This window comes from Streptomyces sp. NPDC013157, assembly GCF_042899865.1.
Taxonomy (GTDB): domain Bacteria; phylum Actinomycetota; class Actinomycetes; order Streptomycetales; family Streptomycetaceae; genus Streptomyces.
Map to the genome: position 1 here is coordinate 77,344 of NZ_JBIBAK010000017.1, position 25,480 is coordinate 102,823.

The following is a 25,480-nucleotide window of genomic DNA, read 5'->3' on the forward strand; positions in this document are numbered from 1 at the left end:
AGCCGGGTGAACCGGCTGAACCGGGTGAGCCACTTCGACCCCGTCGCCTGAGGTCACTTGATGGTCAGGAACCGCTGCGCCAACGAGGCCAGCAGCACCGCCAGCAGCGGCAGCGAGAACCAGAAGCTGCCCTGCAGCAACCGCAGTTGACGCACTCCGGGCCGGACCGCGACCCGGACCACCTCACGCGCCGTCAGCAGCAGGACCAGCGCGACGGCGGCGAGACCGCCGATCACCGACCACGGCGTCCAGGTGATGCGCGGCCCGATCGGCCCCGGATCCGGCTTCTCCACCGCGCCCGCGGGCTGCCTGCGCAGCGCGTACATGGTGACGTCGTCGTTGACCAGGACCTTCGTCAGGTCCTGCCGGTTGTCCAGGTTCCGGATCAGCCGGCTCTCCCAGGTCGCCGAGTAGCCGGCGTCCAGCCGAAGATAGGTGACCTGACTGCTGTTGACCATCAGATACGAGTGCGGGCCCGCGTCCTTCAGCGCCTTGACCAGGCTCGACACCAGTACCGGGTCGGCCGGGGCGAGCGTCGGCACGTAGTCGACCCGCTCCATGTCCTTCGCGCCCCACGGTATCGCCGGGGTCACGTCGTTGACGGTGTCGTTGCTCAGCCACAGCAGCCGTACCGTCGGCTTGTCGTGGGCGTAGACGTAGTCCATGGCGGCGACCTCGCCGGGCCGGACCCGCTCGAAGGACTCGTTGCCCCAACGGGCCACCAGGAAACCGCCCACGAGCAGCAACCCGGCCATGAGCGCGGCCACCGGCGCCAGGCCGGCCCGGTCCTTCTCGCGCTCCTTCGCCGTGACCCCGGTGCGCGGGAACAGGGCCAGCCCGGCCAGCAGGGCCGCGCCCGGCACCGCGAACATGAAGACGCGCAGCGCCATCTCGCCGCCGTACGACTGCATGCCGAAGCCCAGGAACGGGACGAAGGTCAGGACCAGCAGGGAACGCTCGCGGTACCTGTGGAAGCGGCGACGCCACCAGCCCCAGACGGCGAACGCCATCATGCTCCCGGCCAGCAGGACCCGGACGTACAGCACCAGCTTGTGGGTGGAACTGCCGCCCTGGATACGGCCGGAGACCGAGGTGGTGACATTGCTGCCGACCCCGCCGACCCCGCCGAACAGGTCGTTGAAGTGCCCCGACCAGTACGGCTCGGCCATGAAGCCCAGCCAGACGGCCGCGACCACCCCGAACAGGATGGGCAGGCCCCGCAGTTCGGACCGGCCGACCAGTACCAGGACCGCCAGCACGCCCAGCATCACGAACGGGGTGAGCTGGTGCGCCGGGACCGTCGCCGCGTAGAGGCCGATCAGCACCATGAGCAGCACGGCCTGCTGACGGCGGTCGGCCGGCTCGACCTCCGCCTCGCCCGGCCGGAACTTCGCCCAGACGACGTGCGGGGCGCGGAACCACACGAGCAGGATCGCCACGAACAGCAGATAGAGCAGGTACGTGAAGCCCTGCGGGGAGAAGTAGTCCTGGCCGACCCAGCCGCACAGCACGAAGAACCAGATGCCGGTCCACTTCGCCCGCCAGCTCGCCCGCAGCGACCGCACGAGCAGGAACATCGGGGCCAGGTAGGCGAGCTGGATGAACGTCGGCCACCAGCGGATGACCTCGGTGAAGTCCGTGACCCCGCACGCCCGGCCGATGAACGCGGCCGCCGCGAAGAAGCCCGGCCAGCTCCAGCGGGCGTCCAGGTCCGGTACGGCCGAGCCGGTGCGGTCGATGTAGTCGATGAACCCGAGGTGCTGCCAGGCGGTCGGGAAACGCGGCTCCGTCTCGATCACGGCGGGCAGGGCATGGAGCGACACGACCGTCGCCAGCAGGGTGACGAGGAGCAGCGCCTTGTGCTCCCGGCGCAGCCACAGCAGCGCGGCGAACACCGTGACCAGCAGCGCCGCCCCGACCAGCGTCGGCAGCGGCAGCACCGAGACCAGCCCGAGCCCGCCCATCCGGTCCAGGTCGGCGTCGTCGAGCCGGGCCGCCGGCACCCAGTAGAGCAGCAGAGCGGCGATCAGCAGGCAGCCGAGGACGACCCCCGGGCGGGTCGGCGTCAGCCGCTCCCGCAGCGAGCGCGCGGACGCGGGCGCGGACTCCTCCGGAGCCTCGGCCGGTACGTCCGGCTCCTCGGGTACGACCGCCTTCCCGAACGGTGCGTCGACCTCCGCCTCCCTCAGCAGCGAGGCCTCGGCAGGCCCGAGCGAGGCCTCCGAGTGCGGCTCCCTCTCCTCCACCGGCAGCCCCGGATTCCGCGGCGGCCGCAGTGCCCGCGTCGGCCGGTCGCCCGGTCGGACAACGGGCGTACCCGTGGGCGGGGTTCCCGGACCGGGCCGGACGTCCGGCCGCCGCTCCACATGGTCGAAGTCCACATGGATGCCGAGGGCGAGGGTGTCGGTGTCCAGCGCCCACGCCGGGCCCCGCCTGCGCGGGGCGGTGGCGGGCGGGACCTCGCGCGTCCCCAGGTCGGCGAGGTCCCCGTCCGGAGCGGTGTCCGCGGGGACCTCGGCCGGGGCGGCCCGCAGGGTCCGCCAGAGCCGGGGCGCCGCGATCGTCACGATCACCGCGAGGCTGGAGATCTCGGCCACGCCCGCGCCGGTCAGCCCCATCCGGGGCAGCAGGAGCAGGGTCAGCCCGAGCACCAGCACGCACAACAGGCCCTGCAGCCAGGCGAGGCCGCCGGTACGGCTCTGCGCGCGCAGCACCGCGAAGTACGTCTCCATCACGACCCGGAGCAGGGCGCCGACCGCGAACCAGCGCAGCAGCGGGGTCGCCGCGTCCGCGTAGCCGGGGCCGAACACGCCGAGGATCCAGGGCGCCCCGAAGAACAGCAGCGCGCAGATGGGGATCATGATCCGGGCCATCCGCCGCAGCGCGGCCCGGGCGTTGCCGGCCAGCCGGGCCGGGTCGTGCGAGCCCTCGACGGTGAGCGAGGCGCCCATGTTGATGGCGAGCAGGTTGGTGGTGCCGCCGATGGTGGTGGTGATGTAGAAGTACGCGTTGTCCTCGGAGCTGACCTGCGAGGCGATGATGACCGGGACCAGGTAGACCACGGCGAGGGAGAACAGCGAGCCGGTGTAGTCGCCGGCCAGGAACCTGCCGATCTCCTTCAGCGTGGGCGGCTTGGCGTGGTCCGCGGTCGCCTTGACGTGCCGCGGCACCAGGCGCCGGAACACCAGCCAGCCCAGCGGGACGAAGGAGGTGGCGATCGCGGCGACCCAGGAGACGAAGACACCGGCCATCGGGACCGCCGCCGCGAAGGCGACGAGCAGCGCCAGCTTGACGGCCGAGAACACGGTGTTGCCCACCGGCACCCAGGGCGCGTTGCGCAGCCCGGTCAGCACCCCGTCCTGGAGCGTGAGCAGGTTCCAGGCGATCACCGCCACGACGAACCCGAGCCCGGGCAGCGGCCCGTGCAGGAAGCGGTACGACGGCCCCCACACGCCGAGCGTCATCAGGAAGACCCCGGCCGCCAGCGCCACGACCAGCGAACTGCCGGCGTAGGTCCGGAAGATGAGCTTGCCGGTCTGGCGTCCGGCGACCGGGATGAAGCGGGCCAGCGCGCCGGTCAGGGTCACGGCGGTGAGTCCCGCGAGGAGCTTCATGGCGGCGATGGCGGCGGAGCCCTGGCCGACGGCCGATTCGGAGTAGTAACGGGCGGCGGCCAGCCAGAAGCCGAGCCCCAGGACGGCGGAGATGCCGGTGTTCAGCATCAGCGCATAGGCGTTCCGGAAGAGCGGACTGCCGCCGGACGAGCCGCCCCGTCCGGGCAGGCGAAGACGGCGCCCCGACTGCTCGGGCGCCGGCGTCTCGGTTGTCGCGGTCTCGGTTGTGGTCGTCGTGTCAGACACGGGAACGGATGGCCTTCCGGCGGACCTGGCGTGCTCTGCGGAGAACGGCGTACCCCTTGGTGAGGGCACGGTCCCTGGCGAAGTTGCGGGCGATCGAACGGCCTTCGAGCAGCCGCGCGAACTCCGCGGCGTCCGTACTGCGGCGCACGGTGACGCGCTGCAGCGCGAACGGACCCTGACGACGGCGGGCGAGATCGTTGCCGACGGCGAGCGCCTGGGTGTACCCGGCCGCCCGCACGGCCTGCCGGACCCGGCGGCTGGAGTAGCCGTACGGGTAGGCGAACGAGGCGGGCGGCGCGCCGAGTTCGTCGGTGACGATCTCCCGGCTGCGCACCAGTTCGGTGCGCAGCCGGTCGTCGTCCAGCTGGTCGAGCTGCGGGTGGGTGTGGCTGTGCCCGCCGATCTCGCAGCCGGCGCCCGCGAGTTCGCGTACCTGGTCCCAGTCGAGCATGGCGTCCAGGCCGCCTCCGGTGTCGTACGCGCCCCTGATCCAGCCCGTCGAGACGAACAGCGTGGAGGCGAAGCCGTGCTTGGCGAGCACGGACAGGGCGTGCCGGTGCACGCCCTCGTAGCCGTCGTCGAAGGTGATCAGGACCGGACGGTCGGGGAGCGAGCCGCCCGAACGCCAACCCGCGGCCAGGTCGGCCGTGCTGACGGGCGTGAGGCCCAGGTCGCCGACGAGCGCCATCTGCTCGGCGAACGCCTCCGGCGCCACCGACAGCGCGCGGGTGGCGTCGTTGGGCGCGGTCGCGACCGAGTGGTACATGAGGATCGGGACCGGGGCGTCTCTCATGAGCCACCCCCGTCGGCAGGGGCGGACGTGCAGCCCGGTCCGCCCTCGATCCCGGCGACGGCGAAGGCCGCCCCGCCCCGCCGCGCCCGCACGCTCCCCACCACGTAGCCGCCCGCCGCCGTCAGCACCCCGGCGACGATCGCGCCCGCCCGGCCCGCGCCGCCCGGCCGGGCCAGCAGTGCGTCCCGCAGGCCACGAGCGACCCCGGCGGGCAGCACACGCGTGGTGTACCGGCGTTCGGACTCCAGGCCCTTGCCGGCGCCCACACTGCGGGCGACCAGGGCCTTGGAGAGGCCCTCGGCGTAGGCCCGGGTGCGGAAGTACCCGAAGTGCTCACGGACTTCCGGGACCCGGTGGTGGATCACCGCGCGGTCGTCGATGAGCAGCACGGCGTCCGGGCGGGCCCGGGTGAGCCGGATGCACAGCTCCGTCTCCTCGCAGCCCAGCGGGCGTCTGTCGCCGTCGCGGCCGATGCCGGTGGCGAAGCCGCCCGCCGCGTCGAAGGCGGTACGCCGGAAAGAAGCGTTTCCGCCGAGGACGTTCCGGACCCGGACGCGGCCCGCCGGCAGCCCCCGGTAGGTGCAGCCGACGACCCAGTCGAACTCCTCCGGGAACCAGTCCGGGCGGCGGCCCGAGGCCCAGATCGGCATGGTCCGGCCGCCGACGGCCATCACCTTCGGGTCGGCGTACCCCTCGGCGAAGCGGCGCAGCCAGTCCCGCTCGGCCACGGCGTCGTCGTCCAGGAAGGCGATCACCTCGCCGTAGGAGGCGGCGATGCCCGTGTTGCGGCCCGCGGACAGGCCGCGGGGACCCGCGTTGGCGAGCACCCGCACCCCCGTGGCCTCCTTGTACTCCTTCGTGAGCCGTTCCAGGAGCGCCGCGTTGTGGTCGACGACCAGCAGGGTCTCCAGCGCCGGATACGACTGGGCGCGCACCGAGGAGACCGCCGCGAGGATGTCCTCCCAGCGGTCCTCCGTGTACACGCAGATCACGACGGAGATGTCGGGATCGCTCAAGACGACTCTCCCTGGCCCGTGGTGAGCATCGGGGAGTGCCGCACCTGCCGTCGCAGGTCACGCCGGTTGGAGCGCTCCTTCAGGATCACCTTGAGCACCCGCAGCCCGTCGCGTACGGCCCGCAGGTTGCTGGTGCCGTGGATGCGGAGGTACTCGTAGCTCGGGATCTCCTGCACCTTCAGGCCCGCCTTGACCACCCGGATGTTGATCAGGGTCTCGATCTCGAAGCCGGTGCAGTCGAGGTCGATCTTGTCGAGGCAGTGCCGCCAGAACGCGTTGTATCCGTAGCAGAGGTCGGTGTACCGGGCGCCGAACTTGCGGTTGACGACGGTGCACAGCGCCCAGTTGCCGAGCTTGCGGATGAAGGTCATGTCGTCCGTGCCGCCGCCGTTGGCGAAGCGCGAGCCCTTGGCGAAGTCGGCGCCCGAGACCAGGGCGGAGACGTACGACACGATCTCGTGGCCGTCGGCCGAGCCGTCCGCGTCCACCATGACGATGATGTCGCCGGTGCACGCCTCGAACCCGGTGATGAGGGCATCTCCCTTGCCCTTGCCACTCTGTTCGACGACTTTCACTTCGGGCCACAACTCCCGCGCTACTGCCACGGTGTTGTCGGTGGAATTACCGTCCACAAGGACCACTTCGTGTATCCAGCCGGGAAGTGTCTTGAAGACGTAGGGGAGATTCTCCGCCTCATTCATGGCGGGAATCACCACACTCACCGGCGGTGTGATCGCCAAGTGGGAGGAGATCGGCCGGTATTCGGCGGCCATGAACGGATCTTGGCCCGAAGTCGGCTGACGCAGAACAGAACTCACGAGTCTTGTCCCTCTCGTCCGGTGGACCGCCCGCCCCTTGGGCAGCCCGCATTGGTGTCCGGTTCGAAAGGGGGGTTCTTCTCACCCGTGGCACGGAGAAAGGATCTCCGTACTCGCAGGTGAGCTGGTAAAGCTGCCCGGTCTGCCGGCAAACGGCAGCCGGTCGCGCGGCACGACTCGGAAACGACAGTGGTCACACGAGAAACGACAGTGGTCATTGCGGTCACCGAGCACGGCACCCCCCTACCGCGCCCCGCCCCGGAACATCGCGGTCCTTGAGCCCTCCCCTGGAGCCGCTTGATGACGATCCGATGCGGGTGAGATGTATGACGGTATTGACGATTGAACCAGTATGGCAAGTCCCGGAACTGGTTCTCACGTTTTTATTGGTTTGGCCGTTACGAAACTTTGGCCGACCTCGTTCTTCAACTCGAACGGATTTTCCCGGTTCGTCGGGGCATCCGTTCGAGAATGCGTTCCACCGGTCGCAGGAGTACCAGCAGAAGCAGCAGAAGGCTGATCGCGGTCACGGCGACGATGCCGCCGCGCCAGGACCAGCGGTGAAAGGCGAGCATTCCCTGGGCGACAAGCATGTCCAGAGCGACGGCGCCCGCCAGTGCGGTGAGTGCGCGGGCGAACGGATCGAATCCGCGCAGTGCCGCGCCGATCGCCGCGGCCGGCGCGGCGAGCAGGAAGAACAGCGCGAACGGCCCGCGCAACGACGAGCCGGAGTCGGTGAGTGCGAGCAGCGCACCCGTACCGGCTACGGCTGTCGCGGCCCCTGCGAGCAGGGGCCTCAGGTCCCTCCCTGGTCCTGGCCGTGCCCGTTCGTCCGCTGTTGATGATGTCTTGAGACGTATGGCCTGCATGGCCGACTTTGCCCCCCAAGGCGTCGGATGCCGGACTTCAATGTCGCGCAGCCGAACTGGAGGCGTCAAGCGGGTCTCCGGACATGACCGTTCCCCGGAGACACCTGATGCCTCCGGGGAACAAGTCGCTCGATTCCGGTGCGTTTCGGTGATCGATTACGACCCGGGCTTCAGGGGGCTCGTTTCTCCTGAAGGGCTGTCAGGTTGAGGTCCTGAACAGTTTTGGCATGGACACTTCCCGTCAACACGCGTAGTTGCTACGACGGTTGTGGCAGAGATCCTGCTAAAGGGAGGTTCCATGAGACGTTCCCGAATTACGGCATACGTGACTTCACTCCTCCTCGCCACCGGCCTCGCTCTCACCGGAGCGGCCGCGGCGGACGCGCAGGCCGCGACCGGGGGCTATGTGGCGCTCGGCGACTCGTACGCGTCCGGCGTCGGCGCAGGCAGCTACATCAGCTCAAGCGGCAGCTGCGACCGCAGCACCAACGCCTACCCCTACCTGTGGAACGCCGCCCACAGCCCGTCCTCGTTCTCGTTCCTCGCCTGCTCGGGCGCCACCACCGACGACGTGCTCTCCGGTCAGCTCGGCACGCTCAGCTCCTCCACCGCCCTGGTCTCCATCACCATCGGCGGCAACGACGCGGGCTTCGCCGACGTCATGACGACCTGTGTGCTCAGCTCGGACAGCACCTGCCTGTCCCGCATCAGCACCGCCGAGGCGTACGTCGACTCCACCCTCCCCGGCAAGCTCGACAACGTGTACGACGCGATCAGCGCCAAGGCCCCCAACGCCAAGGTCGTCGTCCTCGGCTACCCCCGCTTCTACCTGCTGGGTACCACCTGCCTCGGCCTCTCCTCGACCAAGCGCACCGCCATCAACAACGCCGCCGACTACATCGACACCGCGATCGCCAAGCGCGCCGCCGACCACGGGTTCACCTTCGGCGACGTCCGCACGCCGTTCTCGAGCCACGAGATCTGCTCCAGCAGCTCCTGGCTGCACAGCGTCAACTGGCTGGACATCACCGAGTCCTACCACCCCACCGCGTCCGGCCAGTCCGGCGGCTATCTGCCGGTCCTGACCAGCAACGCGTCCTGAGTTCTAGTACGAACCAGAGGGCGAAGGCGAAGCGGAGGCCCCGTCGGTCGGGGTCTCCGTCGTCTTGGTGCAGGTGACCGAGAACGGCACCGAGTTGGACGTCGTCTCCACCGGGCTGCGCACCTCGACGGCGATCGCGTCGCTCAGCGTCCCGCTGTCGGACCAGGTCGTCACGGTCACCCCCGTCTGCCGGCTCTTCCCGCCGCCGTCCGGGAAGGACAGCGTCTTCCAGCCCTGGTCGTCGAGCTTCCCGTTCTTCAGCACCCACCGGTACTGCACGTCCTCGGGCACGCTCCCGACGGTGATCGTCGCCGTGAACGTGGGCGCCTGCGCCGTCGACGGCGGACAGGACCCCGAATAGTCCGTCCGGGACCCGGTCACACTGACCTTCACACTCTGCTCGGGCGCACTGCTGCTCGCGGACGCCGACGGGGACTTGGAGGCGGCCCGGCTGCTCTGGCTGGGCGCCGGGGAGCTGAGGTTGCTGGCCGACTGGCTCGCCCCGGCGTTGTCACCGCCGCCGCCGCCGTCGCCGTTGTCGTGGTTGAGGAGGGCGTACGTCAGTCCGCCGAGCGCCAGGGCGACCAGCACCAGGCCGACGAGCAGCACGGTGCCCGCCCTGCGGTTGCCGTCGCGGTCGGAGGCGGGCGGCGGGGAGTCCGTCGGGGTGGGCAACGGGGGCGTGGGGGAGAACGGCCGGGTCTGCCGGGCGTAGAGGGTCGGGGCCTCGTACTGCGCCGGGACCGGGACGGTGGCGGCCGTGCCCGGGGTGCCCCCGGCCGCGACCAGTCGCAGGTCGTGCTCGGCCTGTTCGGCGGAGATCCGCGCGGCCGGGTCCTTGCGGAGCAGCCCCTCGATGACGGGGGTGAGCGGTCCGGCCCGGTACGGCGGCGGCAACTCCTCGTCGACCACGGCCCGCAGGGTGCTCAGCGGGGTGTCCTGCCGGAACGGCGAGGCGCCCTCGACCGCCGCGTACAGCAGGACGCCCAGCGACCACAGGTCGGACTCGGGGCCGAACGCCCGCCCGAGCGCCCGCTCCGGGGCGAGGAACTCCGGTGAGCCGATCACCTCGCCGGTCATCGTCAGCGCCGAGCTGCCCTCGACGGTGGCGATCCCGAAGTCGGTGAGCACCACCCGGCCGTCGTTCGACAGCAGCACGTTGCCGGGTTTCACGTCCCGGTGCAGCACCCCGGCGGCATGCGCGGCCCGCAGTGCGGACAGCACCTCGGCGCCGACGCCGGCCGCCCGCTGCGGGGACATCGGCCCCTCCGCCTCCAGCACGTCGGCGAGGGACACGCCCGGGATCAACTCCATGACGATCCAGGGCCGTCCGCCCTCCATCGCCACGTCGTACACCGTCACCACATTGCGGTTCGCGACCCGGGCCGCGGCCCAGGCCTCGCGTTCCAGCCGGGCGTACATCCGCTCGACGTCGGAGCCGGGCAGCCCGGCGGGCGCCCGCACCTCCTTGACGGCGACGTCACGGCCCAGCACCTCGTCGCGGGCCCGCCACACGGTGCCCATGCCACCCTCGCCCAGCGGGGACAGCAGTCGGTAGCGGCCCGCGATCACTCGCTCACGGCCGGGCTCTTCGGTCACGGGTGCCCCCCACGGCAGCTCGCGCGAATTCATCACAAACGTAACTCAGAGAAGTGCGGATGCGGCCCCCTTGAGCACCAGTCCGGCGCCCAGGGCCACGACCACGAGTGCCGAGACGAGCGGAATGGTCCTGCGGACCAGCGCCGCCATGGGGTGGGTGGTCCAGCTAGGGCGTTTGTCCATCACCCGAGTCATTCCCGTACCCAGCTTGACGACGGCGAACCCGGCGGCGGTCAGCGTCAGTGCGAGACCGACGCCGTAGGCGACCACGAGAAGCAGCCCGAACCAGGCCTGGCCGAGGGCGGCGGCGCCGACGAGCACGACCACGGCGGAGGGGCTGGGGACGAGGCCGCCGGCGAAGCCGAGGAGGATGGTGCCGCGGAGGGTGGGGGCCGTGGGGTGGGTGTGGGTGAACCCGCCGTGACTGTGCGGCATGTCGGTGCGGCCGTGATCGGGGGCTGCGCCCCCGGACCCCCCTTCGGCCTGAACGGCCTCGTCCTCAAACGCCGGACGGGCTGAAGAATGTGGCTGGGCGCCGTGGTCATGGCCATGAGCGTGGTGGTGGTCATGAGGGTGTTCGTTGCCGTGAGAGTGGTCGTGCCCGTGGTCGTGCGTGTGGCCGTGGCCGTGGCCGTGGTCGTGGGTGTGGGCACGGGCGTGCTCGTGTGCCCCCACGAGGGCCAGCTCCTGGTTCCCGGTCGCCTCGTGCTCGTGCTCGTGCTCGTGCTCGTGGTCGTGATGGTGATGGTGGCCGTGCGCGTGTGCCTGCTCGTGGCTCCGGTTCCGCCATGCCCTGCGGGTCAGGTTCGCGCCCGCCGCCAGGACCATGAGGCCGCTCGCGATGCCCAGCCAGGCGATCACGGAGGGTGTGGCCGCCGAGCCCGCCGTCACCAGGACGCCGAGGGCGACCACGCCCAGGGTGTGGGTGACCGTGACCGACGCGGCCAGCGGGAGGACGTCGCGGAGGCGGGCGCGGCCGCCGCGGGCCGCTGCCGTCGCCGCCATCAGGGTCTTGCCGTGGCCCGGTGCGAGGGCGTGCATCGCGCCGAGGCCGATCGAGATGAGGAGCGCGAGCACCGCGAAGCCGACGGTGAGGTGGTTGCGGGCGACCAGGTCGGTCAGGGCCTGGGTCCAGCGGTCGATGCCCCGGGGGAGGATCTCGGCGCCCGGGGTGTCCTGCCGTTCCTGAGCGAGGGCAGGGCCGCCGGGCCGCACGTGGACGGCGGCGGTCGTGATGTCGGCCGGGGAGGAGAGCAGGTCCTTGGGGTAGCTGGTGAGTTCGTGGGAGACGGACGTCTTCGGTACGTCCGTCTTCGTCAGGGTCATCCGGTCGCCGCGCGCCGTGATCTCCCGCCAGCCGGGCCCGGTGTCGGCGCCCTCGCTGTGGAAGGTGAGGGTGGCGGTGGTGCCCTCGGTGAGGGGCGCGGTGAAGCGGCACTCCACCCGGAGGGTGTTCAGGCCCGCCTGGCCGGGGCGGAGTTCGGCGTGGCTGGTCCGCACGGTCAGCGGGGTGGTACGGCCGTCGACGGTGAGCTTGCTGCCGTCGGCCGCGGTCGTGCAGCGCTGCTCGGCCCACTTCGTTGTGCCCAGCCGCTTCAGGTCGGGCTTGGCCTGGGTCGCCGGGATCTCGGCGAGGTCCTCGACGTGGTCGACGCGGAGCTGCCCGGGGGCGGCGACGAGGCCGTCGTACTTGTTGACGGTGAAGTTGCCGAGCGGGTGGGCGCTCGCGGCCGTGGCGGGGAGGAGGGCCAGGGCGCAGGCCGTGGTGAAGAGGGCGGCGATCCGGCGGAGGTTCACTTCGTGGCCTCCAGCGCCTCGCGGGCCGCACGGGCGCCCAGCGGGGAGAAGCCCGGGTTGAGCTTGAGAGCCTTGGTGAGGGCGGCCCGGCCGGCCGCCTTCTCGCCGTTGGCCAGCTCGATCGTGCCCTGGTGGTAGAGGAAGGAGGCGTTGCGGTAGCCGGTGGCGGTGGCCCGGCGGGTGTACGGCAGTGCTTCCTTGTCCTTGCCGTTGACGTGCAGCGCCCAGGCCAGCGCGTCCGCCGTGTGCACGGTGTGGCGGCGGGCCCACTCGGCCCGGGCGGCCTTCAGGGCCTCGGCCTTGTTGCCGTGGTCGGCGGCGGCGAGGGCGGTGTCGAGGTCGGCGTTGACGCCGTTGGCGCGGGCGAGCGCGATCCACGCCTCGACCAGCGCGTACTGGTCCTGGGCCTTCTCCTTGTCGCCCTTGGCGTTCCGGTCCTCGTACAGCTCGCCGAGTTCGACCAGCGGCTGGGGGAGCGGGTAGCGGGAGACGACCAGTTCCATGCCCTTGATGGCGTCGGCCCGGTCACCGGTCGCCGCCTGGGCGCGGGCCCGGCCCTCCAGCGCGGGGAGGTAGTTCTCGTCGGCGGTCAGGGCGCGCGCGTAGTAGTCCAGCGCGCTCTTGTAGTCACCCTGGTTCCAGGCGAGCAGGCCGAGCTGGGCGGCCACGTAGGAGATGTCGCCCTTGGACGTGGCCGTGGACAGGGCCTGCTCCAGCACCCGCTGGGCGCCCTTCACGTCACCGCGCAGCTCTCGTACGTACGCGTACCGGGTGAACACCGGGACGCCGGGCTTGCGCTGGTCCGCGAGGTCGGCCGCCTTGCTCGCCTCGTCGTAGCGGCCGAGTTCGACCAGGGCGTCGATACGGGAGGACAAGGCGTTCGCGCTGTACGGGTTCTGCTTGAGGGCCTGGTCCGCGTAGGTGAGCGCCCGCGCGAACTCGTGCCGGGCGGCGGCCAGCGCGGCCTCGCCGGCCAGCGCCTGGTCGTTGTCCGGGGTGATCTGGAGCGCGCGCTCGAGGGACTTCTCGGCCTGCGGGTAACGCGACGGGTCGCCCTTGGTGCGGGCCTGCTCGACGTAGGCGAGGCCGAGGGTGGCCCAGCTGTCGGAGTCCTTCGGCTGGGAACGGAGATGGGCCTGCAGGGAGGCGATCGTCGTGTCGAGGTCCCCGCTCGCCAGCAGCGCCGGGTCCACCGCGCTCGACGTGGCCACCGGCGCCGTCCCGCCGTCCCGCGAGGACCCGAAGGCGATCGCCCCGCCGGTCAGCGCGATCGCCATCAGCAGGGCGGAACCGGCGAGTTGGGCCCGCCGCCAGTTCCGCCCCGCGGCGGCGAACCGGCGCAGGGCGGTGACGCGCTCGTCGTCCTTCGTCTCGACGGGCTGCTTCTCGTTCGTACCCGGGGCCATGCCCTCTCCTAGTAACTGTTCGCGCGGGGCGGCGCGGCCCGCGCCGTGGGGGATTGGGTGGGTGCGGGCCGCGCCAGTACATGAGGGGCGTGCATCGAGCGCCCCGTGAGGGGCGCTGGGGGCACCCCCGGCCGAAGGCTGGGGGAGGAACTGCGCGGTCAGCCACCGCCGACCCGCAGCCGCCCGATTGCCCCGGCAGGAAAGGCGATCAGTAAGGCCGCCGCATCCGCCGCCGCCACCAGCCGAACCCGGTGCCGATCAGCAGCACGCCCGCCGCACCCGCGGCCGCCGAGCCCGCGATCAGCGTCATGTTGTTGTCACCGGAACCGGTCAGGGCGTCACCCAGCGCGCTCTTCGTGCTGCTGCCGGCCGCCGCCTTGGCGATCTTGCCGCGCGAGCCCGCCGTCGGCTCGGCCACGTACGGGAAGTACTTCTCGAAGCTCTTGTCGTTCTTGTCGACCGCGTCGCCCAGGTCGTTCTTCGAACCGACCAGTTCGCCCTCCATGACCTGGAGCGCCTCGTCGATCACGTCGTCGGTGAGCCGGCGTCCGTTCGGGAAGCCCTGGTTGTCACCGTCCAGCACACCGAGCCGCTTGGGCTTGGCGGTGGGCTTGATGGACGTGTTGAGGCGGAGCATCTCCGACGGCTTCGCCTGCGGCTGCAGCGTGTTGAGGCCCTTGACGCCCGTCAGGAACACGCTGACGAGGTCGTTGCGGGGCTCCGAGGGCGCCTTGATGTGGTAGATCGCCTCGATGAGCTTCGGCAGTTCCGGGTTGGTGACGTTCTTCAGGAACTGCGCGTCGTCCTTGGGCTCGGACGCGTTGAACTTGTCCTTGTCCTTCTGCGGGTTGACGACCTCGTTGACCAGCGGGTTGCCGAGGCGTGAGACCTGCGTGTAGTAGCCCTGCGCGTTCCTGCGCTGGGTCGTCGCGTAGATGCCGACGGTCGGACGCGACGCCGACTGCCGGATCAGGGAGTTCGGCACCTGGAGGGCGATCGTGTTGACGTTGTAGCCCTTGAGGGTGTCGTTGCCGACCTCGCTCAGGTTGCCGCCGTACAGCAGGTCGAAGACGCGCAGGTCGGCGAAGAACGGGTCGTCGGCCTGGCCGGCGAAGGTCGCGCCGCCGTTCGAGGTCTTGTAGATGGCCTGGGAGCGCAGCTTCGCGTAGTCGGGCATCGACGCCTTGCCGACGTCCGAGGGAGCCGCCGGGACGTTGTCGGCGATCCTCGTCTTGTACTGCTGCCTGCCGTTCTTGAGCTTGATGAGGTCGAGGTCGTACGACTGCGTCACGTTCAGGTCGGGGTCGTTCAGGCTGTCGACCACGCCCGTGTTGTAAAGGAACGTCTTCTTGTTCTTGATCTGGGTCTTGAAGGTGTAACGGAAGATCAGGTCGTCCTTCGCGTCACCGTTGTTGTCGATGTGGATGTCGTACTGGGCGTCCTCGGCGAACTGGTAGAAGTTCGGGCCGCCGGCCGGCTCCTCGAAGGGGATGTAGTCCGACACGATCGTCGTGGTGTCGGGCTTGTCCGGGCTGACGAACGCGTACAGGTCGGTGTTGTCGTACTGCGGGGTGCCCGAGATGAGCGGGGCCTCCCGGTGGGAGGAGGCGGAGGCCGCCCCCGGTTCCAGCGCGGCGACGCTGGCGGCTGTGATCCCGCCGGTGGCCAGTGCCCCACAGATGAGCGTGACAAGGCCCTTGCGCCCCGCGCCGCCCCTGGAGTTTAGAGGTGTCATGCCGTCCGTCCCTCGGTCCCAACTTGCTTGACGGACGGGTATACGGAGCCGGAGGGCCGTTTGGATTGGTCGGAAGAAAAAAATCTTTTCTTCCTGCTCGACCCGCGTTTTTGCCTCCCGCATACGTACTTCTGCCGGAGGTGCGTCAGTTGCGAATGTCCGGAGTGGGAGGACGGGCCGGGTGCGGCCACAGAAGGGGGAACGGGGTGGACGCGGACGAACTGCTGGTGCTCGTCGCCGGTGGCGACCAGAAGGCGTTCGAGGACCTCTACGGACTGGTGTCCGGGCCGGTGTTCGGTCTCGTACGCCGCGTGGTCCGCGACCCCGCCCAGTCCGAGGAGGTGGCCCAGGAGGTGCTCCTCGAACTCTGGCGCTCCGCCGCCAGGTTCGACCCCGGCCGGGGCAGCGCCCTCTCCTGGATCCTCACCCTCGCCCACCGCCGCGCCGTCGACCGGGTGCGCAGCGCCCGCGCGGCCGGCGAACGCGAACAGCGCGAGGCGCTGCGGGCCGGCGAACCCGCCTTCGACCAGGTCGCCGAGACGGTGGAAGCCGGTTTGGAGCGCGAGTGGGTACGCCGCTGCCTGGACCGGCTCACCGCCCTGCAGCGCCAGTCCGTCACCCTCGCCTACTACGACGGCTACACGTACCGTGAGGTCGCCGAGCGGCTCAAGCTGCCGCTGGGCACGGTCAAGACACGGATGCGCGACGGGCTCACCCGGCTGCGCGACTGCCTGGGAGGTGTGGCGTGAGCCTGGTCGGCCGCCTGCTGCACCGCGAGGACCTGCACTCGCTGGCCGCGCCCTACGCCCTGGACGCCCTGGAGCCCGGTGAGCGGCGCCGCTTCGAGAAGCACCTGAAGGGCTGCGACAGGTGTGCCGAGGAGGTCCGGGCGCTGACCGAGGACGCGGTACGGCTCGCCTTCTCCGCGGCGGCCCCGCCGCCCCTCGCGATGCGCGGCCGGGTGCTGGCCGCCGTCCGCGCCACCCCGCAGGAGCCGGCCCCCGGCCAGGAGCGCGTGCCCAACCTGCCGCCGCACGTGTGGGGCGCACAGCCCCCGCCGCCGCGCCGCCGTCCGCGCCCCCTGTTCGTGCCGTTCGCCACCGCCACCGCGGCCGCCGCGCTGGTCGTCGCCTCGCTGTTCGCGGTACAGGCCGACCGGACGCAGAACCAGCTCGACGCCGAGCGGGCCCAGTCGAGTGAGATCGCCCACGTTCTGGCCGCGACCGACGCCCGCGCGACCAGCTACAAGGACGCCCAGGGCCGAAGTATCGGAGCGGTCGCCTCCGTATCGGAGGGGCAGGCCGTCGTCACGCTCAGCGGATACGGCACCCCGTCCAACGGCCGCGTGCACCAGCTCTGGCTCATGCGCCCCCGTGTGCAACCGCGCTCCCTCGGGCTCTTCGAGGGCGACACGCCCCTGGTCGCCACGGGTCTGGGCAAGTCGGCGACGTCACTCGCGGTGACCGTGGAGCCCGCCGGCGGGTCAGCGCAGCCCACCAGCCAGCCAGTTGTCCAACTCGCCCTGAAATCGGTTGGATTCGGAGAGTAGTCGAAGTGTAGTTCACGAGGGGTCGTCAACACCCTTGCGGGGAAGGTGAATCCTGTGACCGCGATACACGAGTGCCCCATCGGGGCGATAGGGTTACCCTGCCCGGGCCGGGTGGACTCGTACGGGTGGGGAGTGACATGGATCAGATAACACGCAGCAGGGCGAGGGTTCCTGCGATCACCTGCGGGAGCGGTGCGACCAGTTCGCGCCTCGACCGCCATCTGTCGGTGCTGGCGGGTCCCGCCATACCGCAGCAGCAGGCGGTCGAGGCGACGTCGCTGATGCGTGAGCTGACCGCGCGTGAACCCGCGCAGCGCAGCGACCGGGTCACGCGGGTCAGCCGCGTCTCCCTGTTCGCGCCACTGCGCCGCCTGCGCCGTTCGCTGTTCGGCGGCAACAAGCACTGACCGCCTGACCGTCAGGCCCGCGCCCAGGCCGCCACACCGTCCCGGCGCAGCGCTGCGATCTCCGCGTCCGTCATCCCCACGGCACGCAGCAGCGCCTCGGTGTGCTGTCCGAGCGCGGGCACATCCCCCATCCGCGCCTCGTCCCCGCCCGGCAGCGTGATGGGCGGCAGCAACGCACGCAGCGGCCCGACCGGCGAACCCACTTCCCGCCACCGCTCCCGGGCCGCCAGCTGCGGATGCCCGGCCAGCTCGTGCAGATCCCGCAGCCGCGCGCACGCGATGCCCGCGGCCTCCAGCCGTGCCAGCGCCTCGTCGGCGCCGAGTGCCCGGAGAGCCGTCCCGACCAGTTCGTCGGTCCGCGCGCGGTTCGCCACCCGTGCTGCGTTCGTCGCGAACGCCGCATCCGTGCCCAACTCCGGCCGTCCGATCACCTGTTCGGCAAGCCGCCGCCACTCCCGGTCGTTCTGCACCGACAGCAACACCCGCCCCCCGTCCGCGGTCGGGTAGGCGTCGTACGGCGCGATCACGGCGTGCGCCAGAGCGGTCCGCTCGGGCGGTGTCCCGCCGTGGACGGTGTGATGCAGCGGATGCCCCAGCCACTCGGCCAGCGCCTCCAGCATCGACACCTCCACCGGCCCGCCCCGCCCGGTCGTGCCGCGCCGCACCAGCGCCGCGAGGACGCCCGAGAAGGCGTACATGGCCGCCGCGATGTCCGCCGCCGGGATCCCCGCCTTCACGGGCTGCTCCGGCGTCCCGGTGACCGACACCAGGCCCGCCTCGCACTGCACGAGCATGTCGTACGCGCGTTTGCCGGCGTACGGCCCGGACGCCCCGTAACCGGAGATGTCCACGGCGACCAGCCGGGGGTGCGCGGCGCACAGCGTGGCCGCGTCGAGCCCGAGCCGGGACGCGGCACCGTGGGCCAGGTTCTGCACGAAGACGTCGGCGTCCGCGACCAGCCGCCGCACGACGTCCAGGCCGCGCGGGTCCTTCAGGTCCAGCGCGATGGACTCCTTGCCCCGGTTGCACCACACGAAGTGCGAGGCGAGACCGCGGGCGGCGGTGTCGTAGCCGCGGGCGAAGTCCCCGCCGTCGGTGCGTTCGACCTTGATGACCCGGGCGCCGAGATCGGCGAGCTGCCGGGTGGCGAAGGGGGCGGCGACGGCCTGCTCGACGGCGACGACGGTGATGCCTTCAAGGGGCAGCGGGAGACGGTCCATGCGCTGGATCATGTCCGGTGACCGGCGGGTTTGTCAGTAGCGCCCGTACCGGCGGACGGCGAGGGGCAGGAAGACGGCGATGAGGACCAGGCTCCAGGCGAGCGACCCCGCGACGGGGTGCGCCACCGGCCAGGCCGCGCCGGCGGGTACGGGAGCGTTGCCGAAGAGGTCGCGCAGGGCGGTCGTCACCGCGCTGATCGGGTTCCACTCGGCGAGCGTGCGCAGCCAGCCCGGGAGGTTGCCGGTGGGGATGTAGGCGTTGGACAGCAGCGGCAGCACGAAGGTGGACGCGCCGAGCTGACCGGCGGCCTCCTCGCTGCGGGTGAGCAGGCCGAGGTGGATGCCGACGGTCGTGCAGGCGAACCGGAACAGGAGCAGGAGGCCCACCGCGCCGGCCGCCGCGGCCGCCGATCCCTCGACGCGCCAGCCCACGGCGAGCCCCACCAGCAGCAGGGGCACGGTACCCGCCGTGGTGACGACGAGGTCGGCCACCGCCTGCCCGAGCGGTGCCGCGGCCCGGCTCACCGGCATGGTCCTGAAGCGGTCCGTCACTCCTCGGTGGGTGTCCTGAGCGGCCTGGAACATCCCGGTCATGACCCCGCCGGCCGCGGTCGCGACCAACAGCCCCGGGACGAGGAACGAGCGGTACTCCGGGCCCGGCATTTTCAGTGCGCTGCCGAAGACGTAGCCGAAGAACAGCAGCATGTTGACCGGCATCAGCTGGGTGAGGACCGCGAGGCCGGGGCTGTTGCGGACCCGGCGCAGCTGCCGGCCCGTCATCGCAACACCTTCGTACACGAGCGCACTCATGCGGGACTTCCCGTCAGTCGGAGGAAAACGTCGTCGAGGGTCGGTGGTCTGAGGCTCGCGTCCAGCAACGGGACACCCGCCGCGTCGAGTTCGCGCACCAGGCGGGGGAGGGTGAGGGTGGGGTCCGTGGTGACGGCGCCGACGGTGTGCCGGTCGTGGTCGAACTGCGGCTCCCTGCCGGTGAGCCGGTCGAGAACCGCGGCCGCGTGCGGCAGCGCGTCCCGGTCGGCGACCACGGCCTGCGCGTACCAGCCGATGAGTGCCTTCAGTTCGGCGGGAGAGCCGGTGTGGGCCACCCCGCCCCGGTCGATCAGCACGATGTCGTCGGCGAGCCGGTCGGCCTCCTCCAGGTACTGCGTGGTGAGCAGCACCGTCGTGCCCTCGGCCGTCACGTCGCGCACCGCTTCCCAGATGCCGTTGCGGCCGGCCGGGTCGAGGCCGGTGGTGGGCTCGTCGAGGAAGAGCACGGCGGGACGGCGGACCAGGCTCGCGGCGAGGTCGAGGCGGCGGCGCATACCGCCGGAGTAGGTGGCTGCCTTGCGGTCGGCCGCCTCGGTGAGGCCGAAGCGGCCGAGGAGTTCGGCCGCGCGGTCGTCCGGCCTCCGTACCCGGAGCAGCCGGGCGAAGAGGCGCAGGTTCTCACGGCCGGTGAGATCGCCGTCGACCGAGGCGTACTGGCCGGTGACGCCGATGCTGCGGCGCACGGCCGCCGGGTCCCGGACCACGTCGTGCCCCGCGACGCGGGCGGAGCCCGCGTCGGGCCGGAGGAGGGTGGCCAGCAGTCGTACGACCGTGGTCTTCCCGGCCCCGTTCGGTCCGAGCAGTCCGCAGACCGTGCCCTGCCGGACGGCCAGATCGAGACCGTGCAGCGCGGACACCGTGCCGAAGCGCTTCTCCAGACCTTCACTAAGTACAGCGTACGTAGTAGTCATGGGCCGACCATAGCGCACTACGTACGGTGTACGTAACTAGCATGGTGGGCGAGGTGATGATCGATGGCAGTCCGAGGGGCCGAACCCGGGGTGATCTGGGCCCGCCCGGAGCGCACGGGGCGAGGGCCGAAGCCGACGTTCACGCGCGCCGACATCGCTGCCGTCGCGGTGCGGATCGCCGACGCGGAGGGGCTGGACGCCGTGTCGATGCGACATGTGGCGGCCGGGGTGGGGTGCGGGACGATGTCCCTGTACAACCACGTCCCCCGGAAGGAGGACCTGTACGAGCTGATGTTTGACGCGGCCAGCTCGGAGCACGAGCTGTGGGAGCCGACGGGGGACTGGCGGGCCGACATGATGCGGGTCGCCGAGCAGACGCGGGATCTGATGCGCCGGCATCCCTGGGTGCCGCGTCTGATGTCACCCGTCTACGGGTTCAGCCCACATGCCCTGCGCTATCTGGAGCACTGTCTGGCCTGCCTGGATCCGCTGGACGTGTCGTACGGCACCAAGTTCGAGCTGATCGCCATGGTGAACGGTGTGGTCACGACCTATGTACGGAACGAGATCGACACGGCCGAACGGGTGCGGAACCTGCCCTGGTCCGAGGAGCGGGAGAACGCGGCGCGGCTCGCCTATCTCGGAGGGCAGATCGCCTCGGGGGCGTATCCGCGGATGGCGGCGGCGTTTGCGGGGGATGCGGGGGACGCGGGGCCGGTTGACATGGAGGGGGTTTTCCGGCGGGCGGTGGAGAGGGTATTGGACGGGTTCGCGACGTCGTAGCCTGCGGGTCGGTGGGGGCTTGTCGCGCAGTTCCTCCCCCAGCCTTCGGCCGGGGGTACCCCAGCGCCCCTGGGTACGTCACAGCAGCGTTAGTTGACCCGCCGGGCCTTCTTCCGTGTGTTCCAGGATCGAGGCTGGTTTGCGGGCTGTCCCCGGAGGTGGGAGTACGCCCGCTGTCATGAGGTCTGCAGCCGTGATCCGCGTCTTGATCTCCAGGGTGGCCTGCTGGGCGCGGACGTCGGCCAGCAGGGCCAGGACCGTGATCAGTTCCAGCAGTTCCGAGGTCCATGACTGGGACCAGGCCGGCGGGGTGATCGCCGCCAGGGTTCCCGGTTCCGTCGGCTCCGTCGTTCGTGCCGCGAACCATGCCTCCAGGACCCGTACCTCGCCCGTCCTGAAGTCCCACGCCTCCGGCGGGACCGGGGAGATGCGGCCCTCGTCGAGGTGGAGGGCTTCCTCCTCCGGGTCGTAGAGGATCGTGAGGGGGCGGCCCGGAAGCGGGGCCCGGACGTACGGGCGGCGGCCGCCCGGGAGTTTGGGACGGTCGCCGTCGCGGCGCAGCAGCCACAGTGCCCGGTGGCCGAGTTCCACGCCCTGTTCCCAGAGTTCCGTGTCGTCGGTGAGCGGGAGGGTGCGGTCCGGGCGGATCGCGGTCAGGGCCCAGGCGAGTACGTCCAGCGGGGCGACGCCCCGGCCCAGCCGGTCGGCCAGGTGTTCCGGCAGTCCCGGCGCCAGGTTCGGCTCGGCGCCGCCCGGGCGGCGGTACAGCGGGCGGATACGGCCCGCACGCAGGGTGGGGAGCAGGGAAGTCGCGAGCAGGGGCACGTCCTCCGCCGACTCCACCGCGAAGACCTGGTGGTCGTCCGCCACCCGCCACAACTCCGGGCGGGCGGTGTCGATCAGGCGGTGGTCCGGGATCAGCCACTGTTCGTCGAACGGGGCGGCCAGGACGCGGACCGGGGCCGGGCAGGGTCCCGACGCGTCGGCGAGCGGTCCGGTGCCGCTGGGCTGGCCGGGGAGCTGGGCGACCGCGGAGTGGACGGTCCGGGCCCGCGTCGGCTCGAACAACGTCTCCCGGTCGGGGCCCGCGGCCTTGAGGAGGGCGTCCCAGCGGGTCTTCAGGGTCGCCGGGTCGGGCGCCGTCGGCCACCCCCGGCCGAGCCGCAGTGGTGCGACGGACCACGGCATGAGGTCCGCCAGCAGCGGAGCGTCGTCGTGCGTCACGCCCGGCATCGTACGACGACTTCAGGTGGCGTCGAGCGTGACCGTGAAGGAGAAACGGTCGCCGCGGTAGTGGATGACCGCCAGGTCCAGGACCCGGCCTGCGGTGTCGTAGGTGACACCCGTGTAGTGCAGGATCGGGCTGAGGAGCGGGACTTGGAGCAGCCGGGCGGTCTCCGGGTCGGCCAGCCGGGCCGCCACCGTGTCCGTGATGCGGCTGATGTCCGCGCCGACGACGTCCCGGAGCACCTTGGTCATCGGCCAGCGGGACAGGTCCTCCGGATCGATGCGGTCGGCCAGTTCCGGGCGGACGTGGTTGCGGGCGTGGTTGGTGGGCTCGCCCGTCTGTTCGTCACTGCGCAGGCGGTGGTACGTCGCCACCTCGGCGAGATCCGGGAAGTACTCGATGAGTTCGCCGGTGACGGGCACCGTGCCGTGCTCCAGCAGCTCCGCCGTCATCCCCGACTGCTGGGCCACGATCGCGTCCACCGAGCCCAGCAGCCGTACCGGGGTGCCGCGCCGGGCGTCCGGCTCGATGAAGGTACCCCGGCGGCGGTGCCGGCTGATCAGGCCCTCGTCCTCCAGCTCCTTCAGCGCCTGCCGCATGGTCAGCACGCTGACTCCGTAGTGCTCCGCGAGCTGTTCCTCGGTGGGCAGCCGGAGCGGGTCCCGGGGCGAGCGGCCGAGTATCGAGGCGCGCAGCGACTGCGACACCTGGTACCAGAGCGGCAGCTTGCGGTTGAGGACGATGGAGTCCGGGGCGAAGGAGGTCACGGGCCATCCGTACCGGTGAGGGATCTTCAGTGCAAGGGGCGGAAGTGCCGTTCCAGGCCCTGCCACACGTCGTCGTACCGCTGCTGGAGGTGTCCGGCGGTCGCCGCCTGCGGGGTGAGCGTCACCGGCCAGCGGGTCTCGAACATGAAGGCCAGGCCGTCGTCCACCCTCTGGGGCTTCAGCTCGGCCGCGCTCGCCCGGTCGAACGTCTCCCGGTCCGGACCGTGCGCCGACATCATGTTGTGCAGCGACCCGCCGCCCGGCACGAAGCCCCCCTTTCCGGCGGTCTTCGCGTCGTAGGCGCCCTCGACGAGCCCCATGTACTCGGTCATCACGTTCCGGTGGAAGTACGGCGGCCGGAAGGTGTTCTCGCCCACCAGCCAGCGCGGCGCGAAGACCACGAAGTCGACACCCGCCAGTCCCGGAGTGTCGGACGGGGACGTCAGCACCGTGAAGATCGACGGATCGGGGTGGTCGTAGGAGATGCTGCCGATCACATTGAAACGGCGCAGATCATAGGCGTACGGCACATGTGTGCCATGCCAGGCGACCACGTCCAGTGGGGAGTGGTCATATGTGGCGGTCCACAGGTTGCCGCAGAACTTGTTGACCACCTCCACCGGGCCCTCGACGTCCTCGTAGGCGGCAACGGGGGCCAGGAAATCCCGCGCTGCGGCGAGGCCGTTGGCGCCGATAGGGCCGAGGTCGGGGAGGCGGAAGGGCGCGCCGTAGTTCTCGCACACATAACCCCGGGCCGTGTCATCCAGCAGCTCCACACGGAAGCGGACCCCGCGGGGGATCAGCGCCACATGTCCCGGCTCCACATGCAGCAGGCCGAACTCCGTACGCAGCAGCAGTCCGCCGTGCTCCGGGACGATCAGCAGCTCGCCGTCCGCGTCGGAGAAGACCCGCTCCATGGAGACGTCGGCGTGGTAGAGGTGCACGGCCATGCCGGTGCGCTGGGTGGCGTCGCCGTTGCCGCCCAGGGTCCACAGGCCGGCGAGGAAGTCCGTGCCGGGCGAGGGCTGCGGGAGGGGGTTCCAGCGCAGCCGGTTCGGGTCCGGGGTGGTGTCCGTGAAGGGGGCGGTGCGCAGCCCGCCGTTGCCGGCGGCGCGGGTGAAGGCCGGGTGGGCGGCCGAGGGGCGGATCCGGTACAGCCAGGAGCGGCGGTTGTGGGCCCGCGGCTCGGTGAAGGCCGTACCGCTGAGCTGCTCGGCGTACAGGCCGAGGGGGGCGCGCTGCGGGGAGTTGCGGCCCTCGGGCAGGGCGCCGGGCACCGCCTCCGAGGAGTGCTCGTTGCCGAACCCGGAGAGGTACGCCAGCCCCTCGGCGGTCTTCCGCGCTTCCCCGCGCTCCCGCTCGAACGCGCTCGCGCGGGAGGTGCCCCCATCGCCCATGATCGCTCCCTGAACCTGCGTGCCATCGATTCCTATGCATCACCGTAGGATTGCGTGGAGGCGGGTGCAAGAGGGCCGGGATCATCCCGGCGGTGTATGGCGAGAACCCGACTTCAGGGGGATCCGGTCCGCGGCGTGCTGTTCTACGCTCCCGGGCATGTCGTGGACGCGTGGACTGCCGGGTGCGCTCGCGGTCTGCGTGCTGCTGCTGGTCGCCGCGGCGGGGTGCGGGACCGGGACGGCGCACGGGCAGCGGGGGACGGGGTCGCCCTCACCGGTGGGCAAGATCCTCGACGACACCGACGAGAGCGGACGCCACTACCGCGAGGTGGACAAGAGGCAGGCGCCCGAGGTGGGCACGGTGGTCACCCCGGACGCGTCCGGTGGCTGGGACGTACGGCTCGACGTGCACCGTTTCCGGTTCTCCCGGGCGGGCACCGCGGCGAAGGCGGTCGCCGGCCGGGGGCTCGCCTACCTCTTCGTGGACGGCGGCCTGGTGACGCGGCTGCGCACCCCCGTCTACCACCTGTCCGCCGGCCTCGTCCCGCACGGCACCCACCACATCACCGCCCGGCTCTACGCGGACGACGGCACGGTCTGGGCCGTGCACGGCAAGCCGGTGGAGAGCACGGCGGATGTCACGGCCTCCGGTGCGGAGACGGCGAAACCGACCGCTACCGGTACGACCGGGGCGGCCACCGGATGAGTGCATGGGCCATCCGTCCACGTACTGGGGGGCGAGGTTCATCTGATCCCTACGGAAAGGCATCATGAAGCCCGTGCCCCCAGCGACCTCGCTCCGCAAAGCGCCCGTACAGCGCCGCAGCGCCGAACGACTGACCAGGATTCTCGACGCCTGCGCCGACCTCCTCGACGAGGTCGGCTACGACGAGCTGAGCACCCGGGCCGTCGCGGTGCGCGCCGGGGTGCCCATCGGCTCGGTCTACCGCTTCTTCGGCAACAAGCGGCAGATGGCCGACGCCCTCGCCCAGCGCAACCTGGAGCGCTTCACCGAGCGTGTCACCGAGCGGCTGAAGGAGGCGCCGAAGGGTGGCTGGCGGACCGCGATGGACGCGGTGCTCGACGAGTACCTGGCCATGAAGCGCACCGCCCCGGGCTTCTCCCTCGTCGACTTCGGCAACCAGATCCCGGTCGGCGCCCGCCACTCCGAACCCAACCGCAGAGTCGCCGACCGCCTGACCGACCTCCTCTCCGGCTACCTCGGCCGCACCCCCGACGAGGCCCTGCGCCGCACCTTCCTGGTGGCCGTGGAAACCGCCGACACCCTGGTCCACCTGTCCTTCCGGGTGGACCCGGAGGGCGACGAGGAGATCATCAGGGAGATGCGGGAGCTGCTGCGGGCGTATCTGGGGCGGGTGCTGGACTGAACAG

At 71.2% G+C, this 25,480-nt stretch carries 22 protein-coding genes; 7 read left to right on the forward strand and 15 right to left on the reverse strand.

Annotated elements, in window-relative coordinates; all coding sequences use genetic code 11:
* Positions 1 to 53: 53 nt before the first annotated feature.
* From ACFY6U_RS39040 to ACFY6U_RS39060, 5 genes are all read right to left on the reverse strand, one after another.
* Entirely contained in the window at positions 54 to 3,860 is a 3,807-nt protein-coding gene (locus ACFY6U_RS39040) for a lipopolysaccharide biosynthesis protein (RefSeq protein ID WP_390046054.1), read from the reverse strand.
* A complete protein-coding gene (locus tag ACFY6U_RS39045) occupies positions 3,853 to 4,653 on the reverse strand; it encodes a polysaccharide deacetylase family protein (RefSeq protein WP_390046056.1) in 801 nt (266 codons plus the stop codon). Before ACFY6U_RS39045 ends, ACFY6U_RS39040 begins: the two co-directional genes overlap by 8 nt.
* Positions 4,650 to 5,669, reverse strand: a complete 1,020-nt coding sequence (locus tag ACFY6U_RS39050) for a glycosyltransferase family 2 protein (RefSeq protein ID WP_390046057.1) — start codon at positions 5,667 to 5,669, stop codon at positions 4,650 to 4,652. The genes ACFY6U_RS39045 and ACFY6U_RS39050 overlap by 4 nt, the downstream gene beginning before the upstream one ends.
* Complete coding sequence (locus tag ACFY6U_RS39055; RefSeq protein WP_390046358.1) at positions 5,666 to 6,391, reverse strand: glycosyltransferase family 2 protein; 726 nt, start codon at positions 6,389 to 6,391, stop codon at positions 5,666 to 5,668. The genes ACFY6U_RS39050 and ACFY6U_RS39055 overlap by 4 nt, the downstream gene beginning before the upstream one ends.
* A 521-nt stretch (positions 6,392 to 6,912) precedes the next feature.
* Positions 6,913 to 7,206, reverse strand: coding sequence for a hypothetical protein (locus ACFY6U_RS39060; protein ID WP_390046059.1), 294 nt, complete (start codon positions 7,204 to 7,206; stop codon positions 6,913 to 6,915).
* 448 nt (positions 7,207 to 7,654) lie between these two features.
* On the opposite strand from ACFY6U_RS39060, the gene ACFY6U_RS39065 reads away from it, so the two are divergent.
* Complete coding sequence (locus ACFY6U_RS39065; RefSeq protein ID WP_390046061.1) at positions 7,655 to 8,458, forward strand: SGNH/GDSL hydrolase family protein; 804 nt, start codon at positions 7,655 to 7,657, stop codon at positions 8,456 to 8,458.
* Positions 8,459 to 8,461: 3 nt separating this feature from the next.
* On the opposite strand, the gene ACFY6U_RS39070 is transcribed toward ACFY6U_RS39065, so the two are convergent.
* From ACFY6U_RS39070 to ACFY6U_RS39085, 4 genes are read right to left on the reverse strand one after another with little or no spacing between them, the layout of a single operon-like run.
* Complete coding sequence (locus ACFY6U_RS39070; protein WP_390046063.1) at positions 8,462 to 10,090, reverse strand: serine/threonine-protein kinase; 1,629 nt, start codon at positions 10,088 to 10,090, stop codon at positions 8,462 to 8,464.
* Between the two features lie 12 nt (positions 10,091 to 10,102).
* A complete protein-coding gene (locus ACFY6U_RS39075; RefSeq protein ID WP_390046065.1) occupies positions 10,103 to 11,854 on the reverse strand; it encodes a nickel transporter in 1,752 nt (583 codons plus the stop codon).
* Positions 11,851 to 13,422 carry a tetratricopeptide repeat protein gene (locus ACFY6U_RS39080; protein ID WP_390046360.1) on the reverse strand — a complete coding sequence of 524 codons (1,572 nt, stop codon included), beginning with the start codon at positions 13,420 to 13,422 and terminating at the stop codon, positions 11,851 to 11,853. The genes ACFY6U_RS39075 and ACFY6U_RS39080 overlap by 4 nt, the downstream gene beginning before the upstream one ends.
* A 46-nt stretch (positions 13,423 to 13,468) precedes the next feature.
* Positions 13,469 to 14,995, reverse strand: a complete 1,527-nt coding sequence (locus tag ACFY6U_RS39085; protein ID WP_390046067.1) for a DUF4331 domain-containing protein — start codon at positions 14,993 to 14,995, stop codon at positions 13,469 to 13,471.
* A 206-nt stretch (positions 14,996 to 15,201) separates the two neighbouring features.
* Between ACFY6U_RS39085 and ACFY6U_RS39090 the strand changes: the two genes are divergently transcribed.
* The 3 genes from ACFY6U_RS39090 (at position 15,202) to ACFY6U_RS39100 (ending at position 16,951) form a co-directional block, all read left to right on the forward strand.
* Positions 15,202 to 15,744, forward strand: coding sequence for a sigma-70 family RNA polymerase sigma factor (locus ACFY6U_RS39090; protein WP_351488432.1), 543 nt, complete (start codon positions 15,202 to 15,204; stop codon positions 15,742 to 15,744).
* A complete protein-coding gene (locus ACFY6U_RS39095) occupies positions 15,741 to 16,544 on the forward strand; it encodes an anti-sigma factor domain-containing protein (protein ID WP_390046068.1) in 804 nt (267 codons plus the stop codon). Before ACFY6U_RS39090 ends, ACFY6U_RS39095 begins: the two co-directional genes overlap by 4 nt.
* 137 nt (positions 16,545 to 16,681) lie before the next feature.
* Positions 16,682 to 16,951 (forward strand): hypothetical protein, encoded by a 270-nt coding sequence (locus ACFY6U_RS39100; protein WP_361293154.1) that lies wholly within the window; start codon positions 16,682 to 16,684, stop codon positions 16,949 to 16,951.
* Positions 16,952 to 16,962: 11 nt separating this feature from the next.
* On the opposite strand, the gene ACFY6U_RS39105 is transcribed toward ACFY6U_RS39100, so the two are convergent.
* Genes ACFY6U_RS39105 through ACFY6U_RS39115 form a run of 3 tightly spaced genes read right to left on the reverse strand, consistent with a single transcriptional unit; the run spans position 16,963 to position 19,913 of the window.
* Positions 16,963 to 18,171, reverse strand: a complete 1,209-nt coding sequence (locus tag ACFY6U_RS39105) for a CaiB/BaiF CoA transferase family protein (RefSeq protein WP_390046070.1) — start codon at positions 18,169 to 18,171, stop codon at positions 16,963 to 16,965.
* A gap of 33 nt (positions 18,172 to 18,204) precedes the next feature.
* Positions 18,205 to 18,981: an ABC transporter permease gene (locus tag ACFY6U_RS39110; protein ID WP_390046072.1), complete on the reverse strand. Its 777-nt coding sequence runs from the start codon at positions 18,979 to 18,981 to the stop codon at positions 18,205 to 18,207.
* Complete coding sequence (locus ACFY6U_RS39115; protein WP_390046074.1) at positions 18,978 to 19,913, reverse strand: ATP-binding cassette domain-containing protein; 936 nt, start codon at positions 19,911 to 19,913, stop codon at positions 18,978 to 18,980. The genes ACFY6U_RS39110 and ACFY6U_RS39115 overlap by 4 nt, the downstream gene beginning before the upstream one ends.
* 63 nt (positions 19,914 to 19,976) lie before the next feature.
* On the opposite strand from ACFY6U_RS39115, the gene ACFY6U_RS39120 reads away from it, so the two are divergent.
* Positions 19,977 to 20,696: a TetR/AcrR family transcriptional regulator gene (locus ACFY6U_RS39120; protein ID WP_390046076.1), complete on the forward strand. Its 720-nt coding sequence runs from the start codon at positions 19,977 to 19,979 to the stop codon at positions 20,694 to 20,696.
* Between the two features lie 78 nt (positions 20,697 to 20,774).
* Here the strand turns inward: ACFY6U_RS39120 and ACFY6U_RS39125 are convergent, their stop codons facing one another.
* Genes ACFY6U_RS39125 through hmgA form a run of 3 tightly spaced genes read right to left on the reverse strand, consistent with a single transcriptional unit; the run spans position 20,775 to position 24,088 of the window.
* Positions 20,775 to 21,929: a type ISP restriction/modification enzyme gene (locus ACFY6U_RS39125; protein WP_390046078.1), complete on the reverse strand. Its 1,155-nt coding sequence runs from the start codon at positions 21,927 to 21,929 to the stop codon at positions 20,775 to 20,777.
* A gap of 12 nt (positions 21,930 to 21,941) precedes the next feature.
* Positions 21,942 to 22,691 carry a GntR family transcriptional regulator gene (locus tag ACFY6U_RS39130; protein ID WP_390046080.1) on the reverse strand — a complete coding sequence of 250 codons (750 nt, stop codon included), beginning with the start codon at positions 22,689 to 22,691 and terminating at the stop codon, positions 21,942 to 21,944.
* 26 nt (positions 22,692 to 22,717) lie between these two features.
* Complete coding sequence (hmgA, locus tag ACFY6U_RS39135) at positions 22,718 to 24,088, reverse strand: homogentisate 1,2-dioxygenase (RefSeq protein ID WP_390046082.1); 1,371 nt, start codon at positions 24,086 to 24,088, stop codon at positions 22,718 to 22,720.
* 157 nt (positions 24,089 to 24,245) lie between these two features.
* On the opposite strand from hmgA, the gene ACFY6U_RS39140 reads away from it, so the two are divergent.
* Both ACFY6U_RS39140 and ACFY6U_RS39145 read left to right on the forward strand, forming a co-directional pair.
* Positions 24,246 to 24,794 carry a hypothetical protein gene (locus ACFY6U_RS39140; RefSeq protein ID WP_390046084.1) on the forward strand — a complete coding sequence of 183 codons (549 nt, stop codon included), beginning with the start codon at positions 24,246 to 24,248 and terminating at the stop codon, positions 24,792 to 24,794.
* Positions 24,795 to 24,858: 64 nt separating this feature from the next.
* Entirely contained in the window at positions 24,859 to 25,476 is a 618-nt protein-coding gene (locus tag ACFY6U_RS39145; protein WP_390046086.1) for a TetR family transcriptional regulator, read from the forward strand.
* Positions 25,477 to 25,480 lie beyond the last annotated feature (4 nt).

What these genes read in the sequence shown, in the direction of transcription:
- ACFY6U_RS39045 (WP_390046056.1), bottom strand. Translation starts at nt 4,653, where the DNA reads ATGAGAGACGCCCCGGTCCCGATCCTCATGTACCACTCGGTCGCGACC.
- ACFY6U_RS39065 (WP_390046061.1), top strand. Translation starts at nt 7,655, where the DNA reads ATGAGACGTTCCCGAATTACGGCATACGTGACTTCACTCCTCCTCGCC.
- ACFY6U_RS39070 (WP_390046063.1), bottom strand. Translation starts at nt 10,090, where the DNA reads ATGAATTCGCGCGAGCTGCCGTGGGGGGCACCCGTGACCGAAGAGCCC.
- ACFY6U_RS39085 (WP_390046067.1), bottom strand. Translation starts at nt 14,995, where the DNA reads ATGACACCTCTAAACTCCAGGGGCGGCGCGGGGCGCAAGGGCCTTGTC.
- ACFY6U_RS39100 (WP_361293154.1), top strand. Translation starts at nt 16,682, where the DNA reads ATGGATCAGATAACACGCAGCAGGGCGAGGGTTCCTGCGATCACCTGC.
- ACFY6U_RS39105 (WP_390046070.1), bottom strand. Translation starts at nt 18,171, where the DNA reads ATGGACCGTCTCCCGCTGCCCCTTGAAGGCATCACCGTCGTCGCCGTC.
- ACFY6U_RS39110 (WP_390046072.1), bottom strand. Translation starts at nt 18,981, where the DNA reads ATGAGTGCGCTCGTGTACGAAGGTGTTGCGATGACGGGCCGGCAGCTG.
- ACFY6U_RS39115 (WP_390046074.1), bottom strand. Translation starts at nt 19,913, where the DNA reads ATGACTACTACGTACGCTGTACTTAGTGAAGGTCTGGAGAAGCGCTTC.
- ACFY6U_RS39120 (WP_390046076.1), top strand. Translation starts at nt 19,977, where the DNA reads ATGGCAGTCCGAGGGGCCGAACCCGGGGTGATCTGGGCCCGCCCGGAG.
- ACFY6U_RS39125 (WP_390046078.1), bottom strand. Translation starts at nt 21,929, where the DNA reads ATGCCGGGCGTGACGCACGACGACGCTCCGCTGCTGGCGGACCTCATG.
- hmgA (WP_390046082.1), bottom strand. Translation starts at nt 24,088, where the DNA reads ATGGGCGATGGGGGCACCTCCCGCGCGAGCGCGTTCGAGCGGGAGCGC.
- ACFY6U_RS39140 (WP_390046084.1), top strand. Translation starts at nt 24,246, where the DNA reads ATGTCGTGGACGCGTGGACTGCCGGGTGCGCTCGCGGTCTGCGTGCTG.
- ACFY6U_RS39145 (WP_390046086.1), top strand. Translation starts at nt 24,859, where the DNA reads ATGAAGCCCGTGCCCCCAGCGACCTCGCTCCGCAAAGCGCCCGTACAG.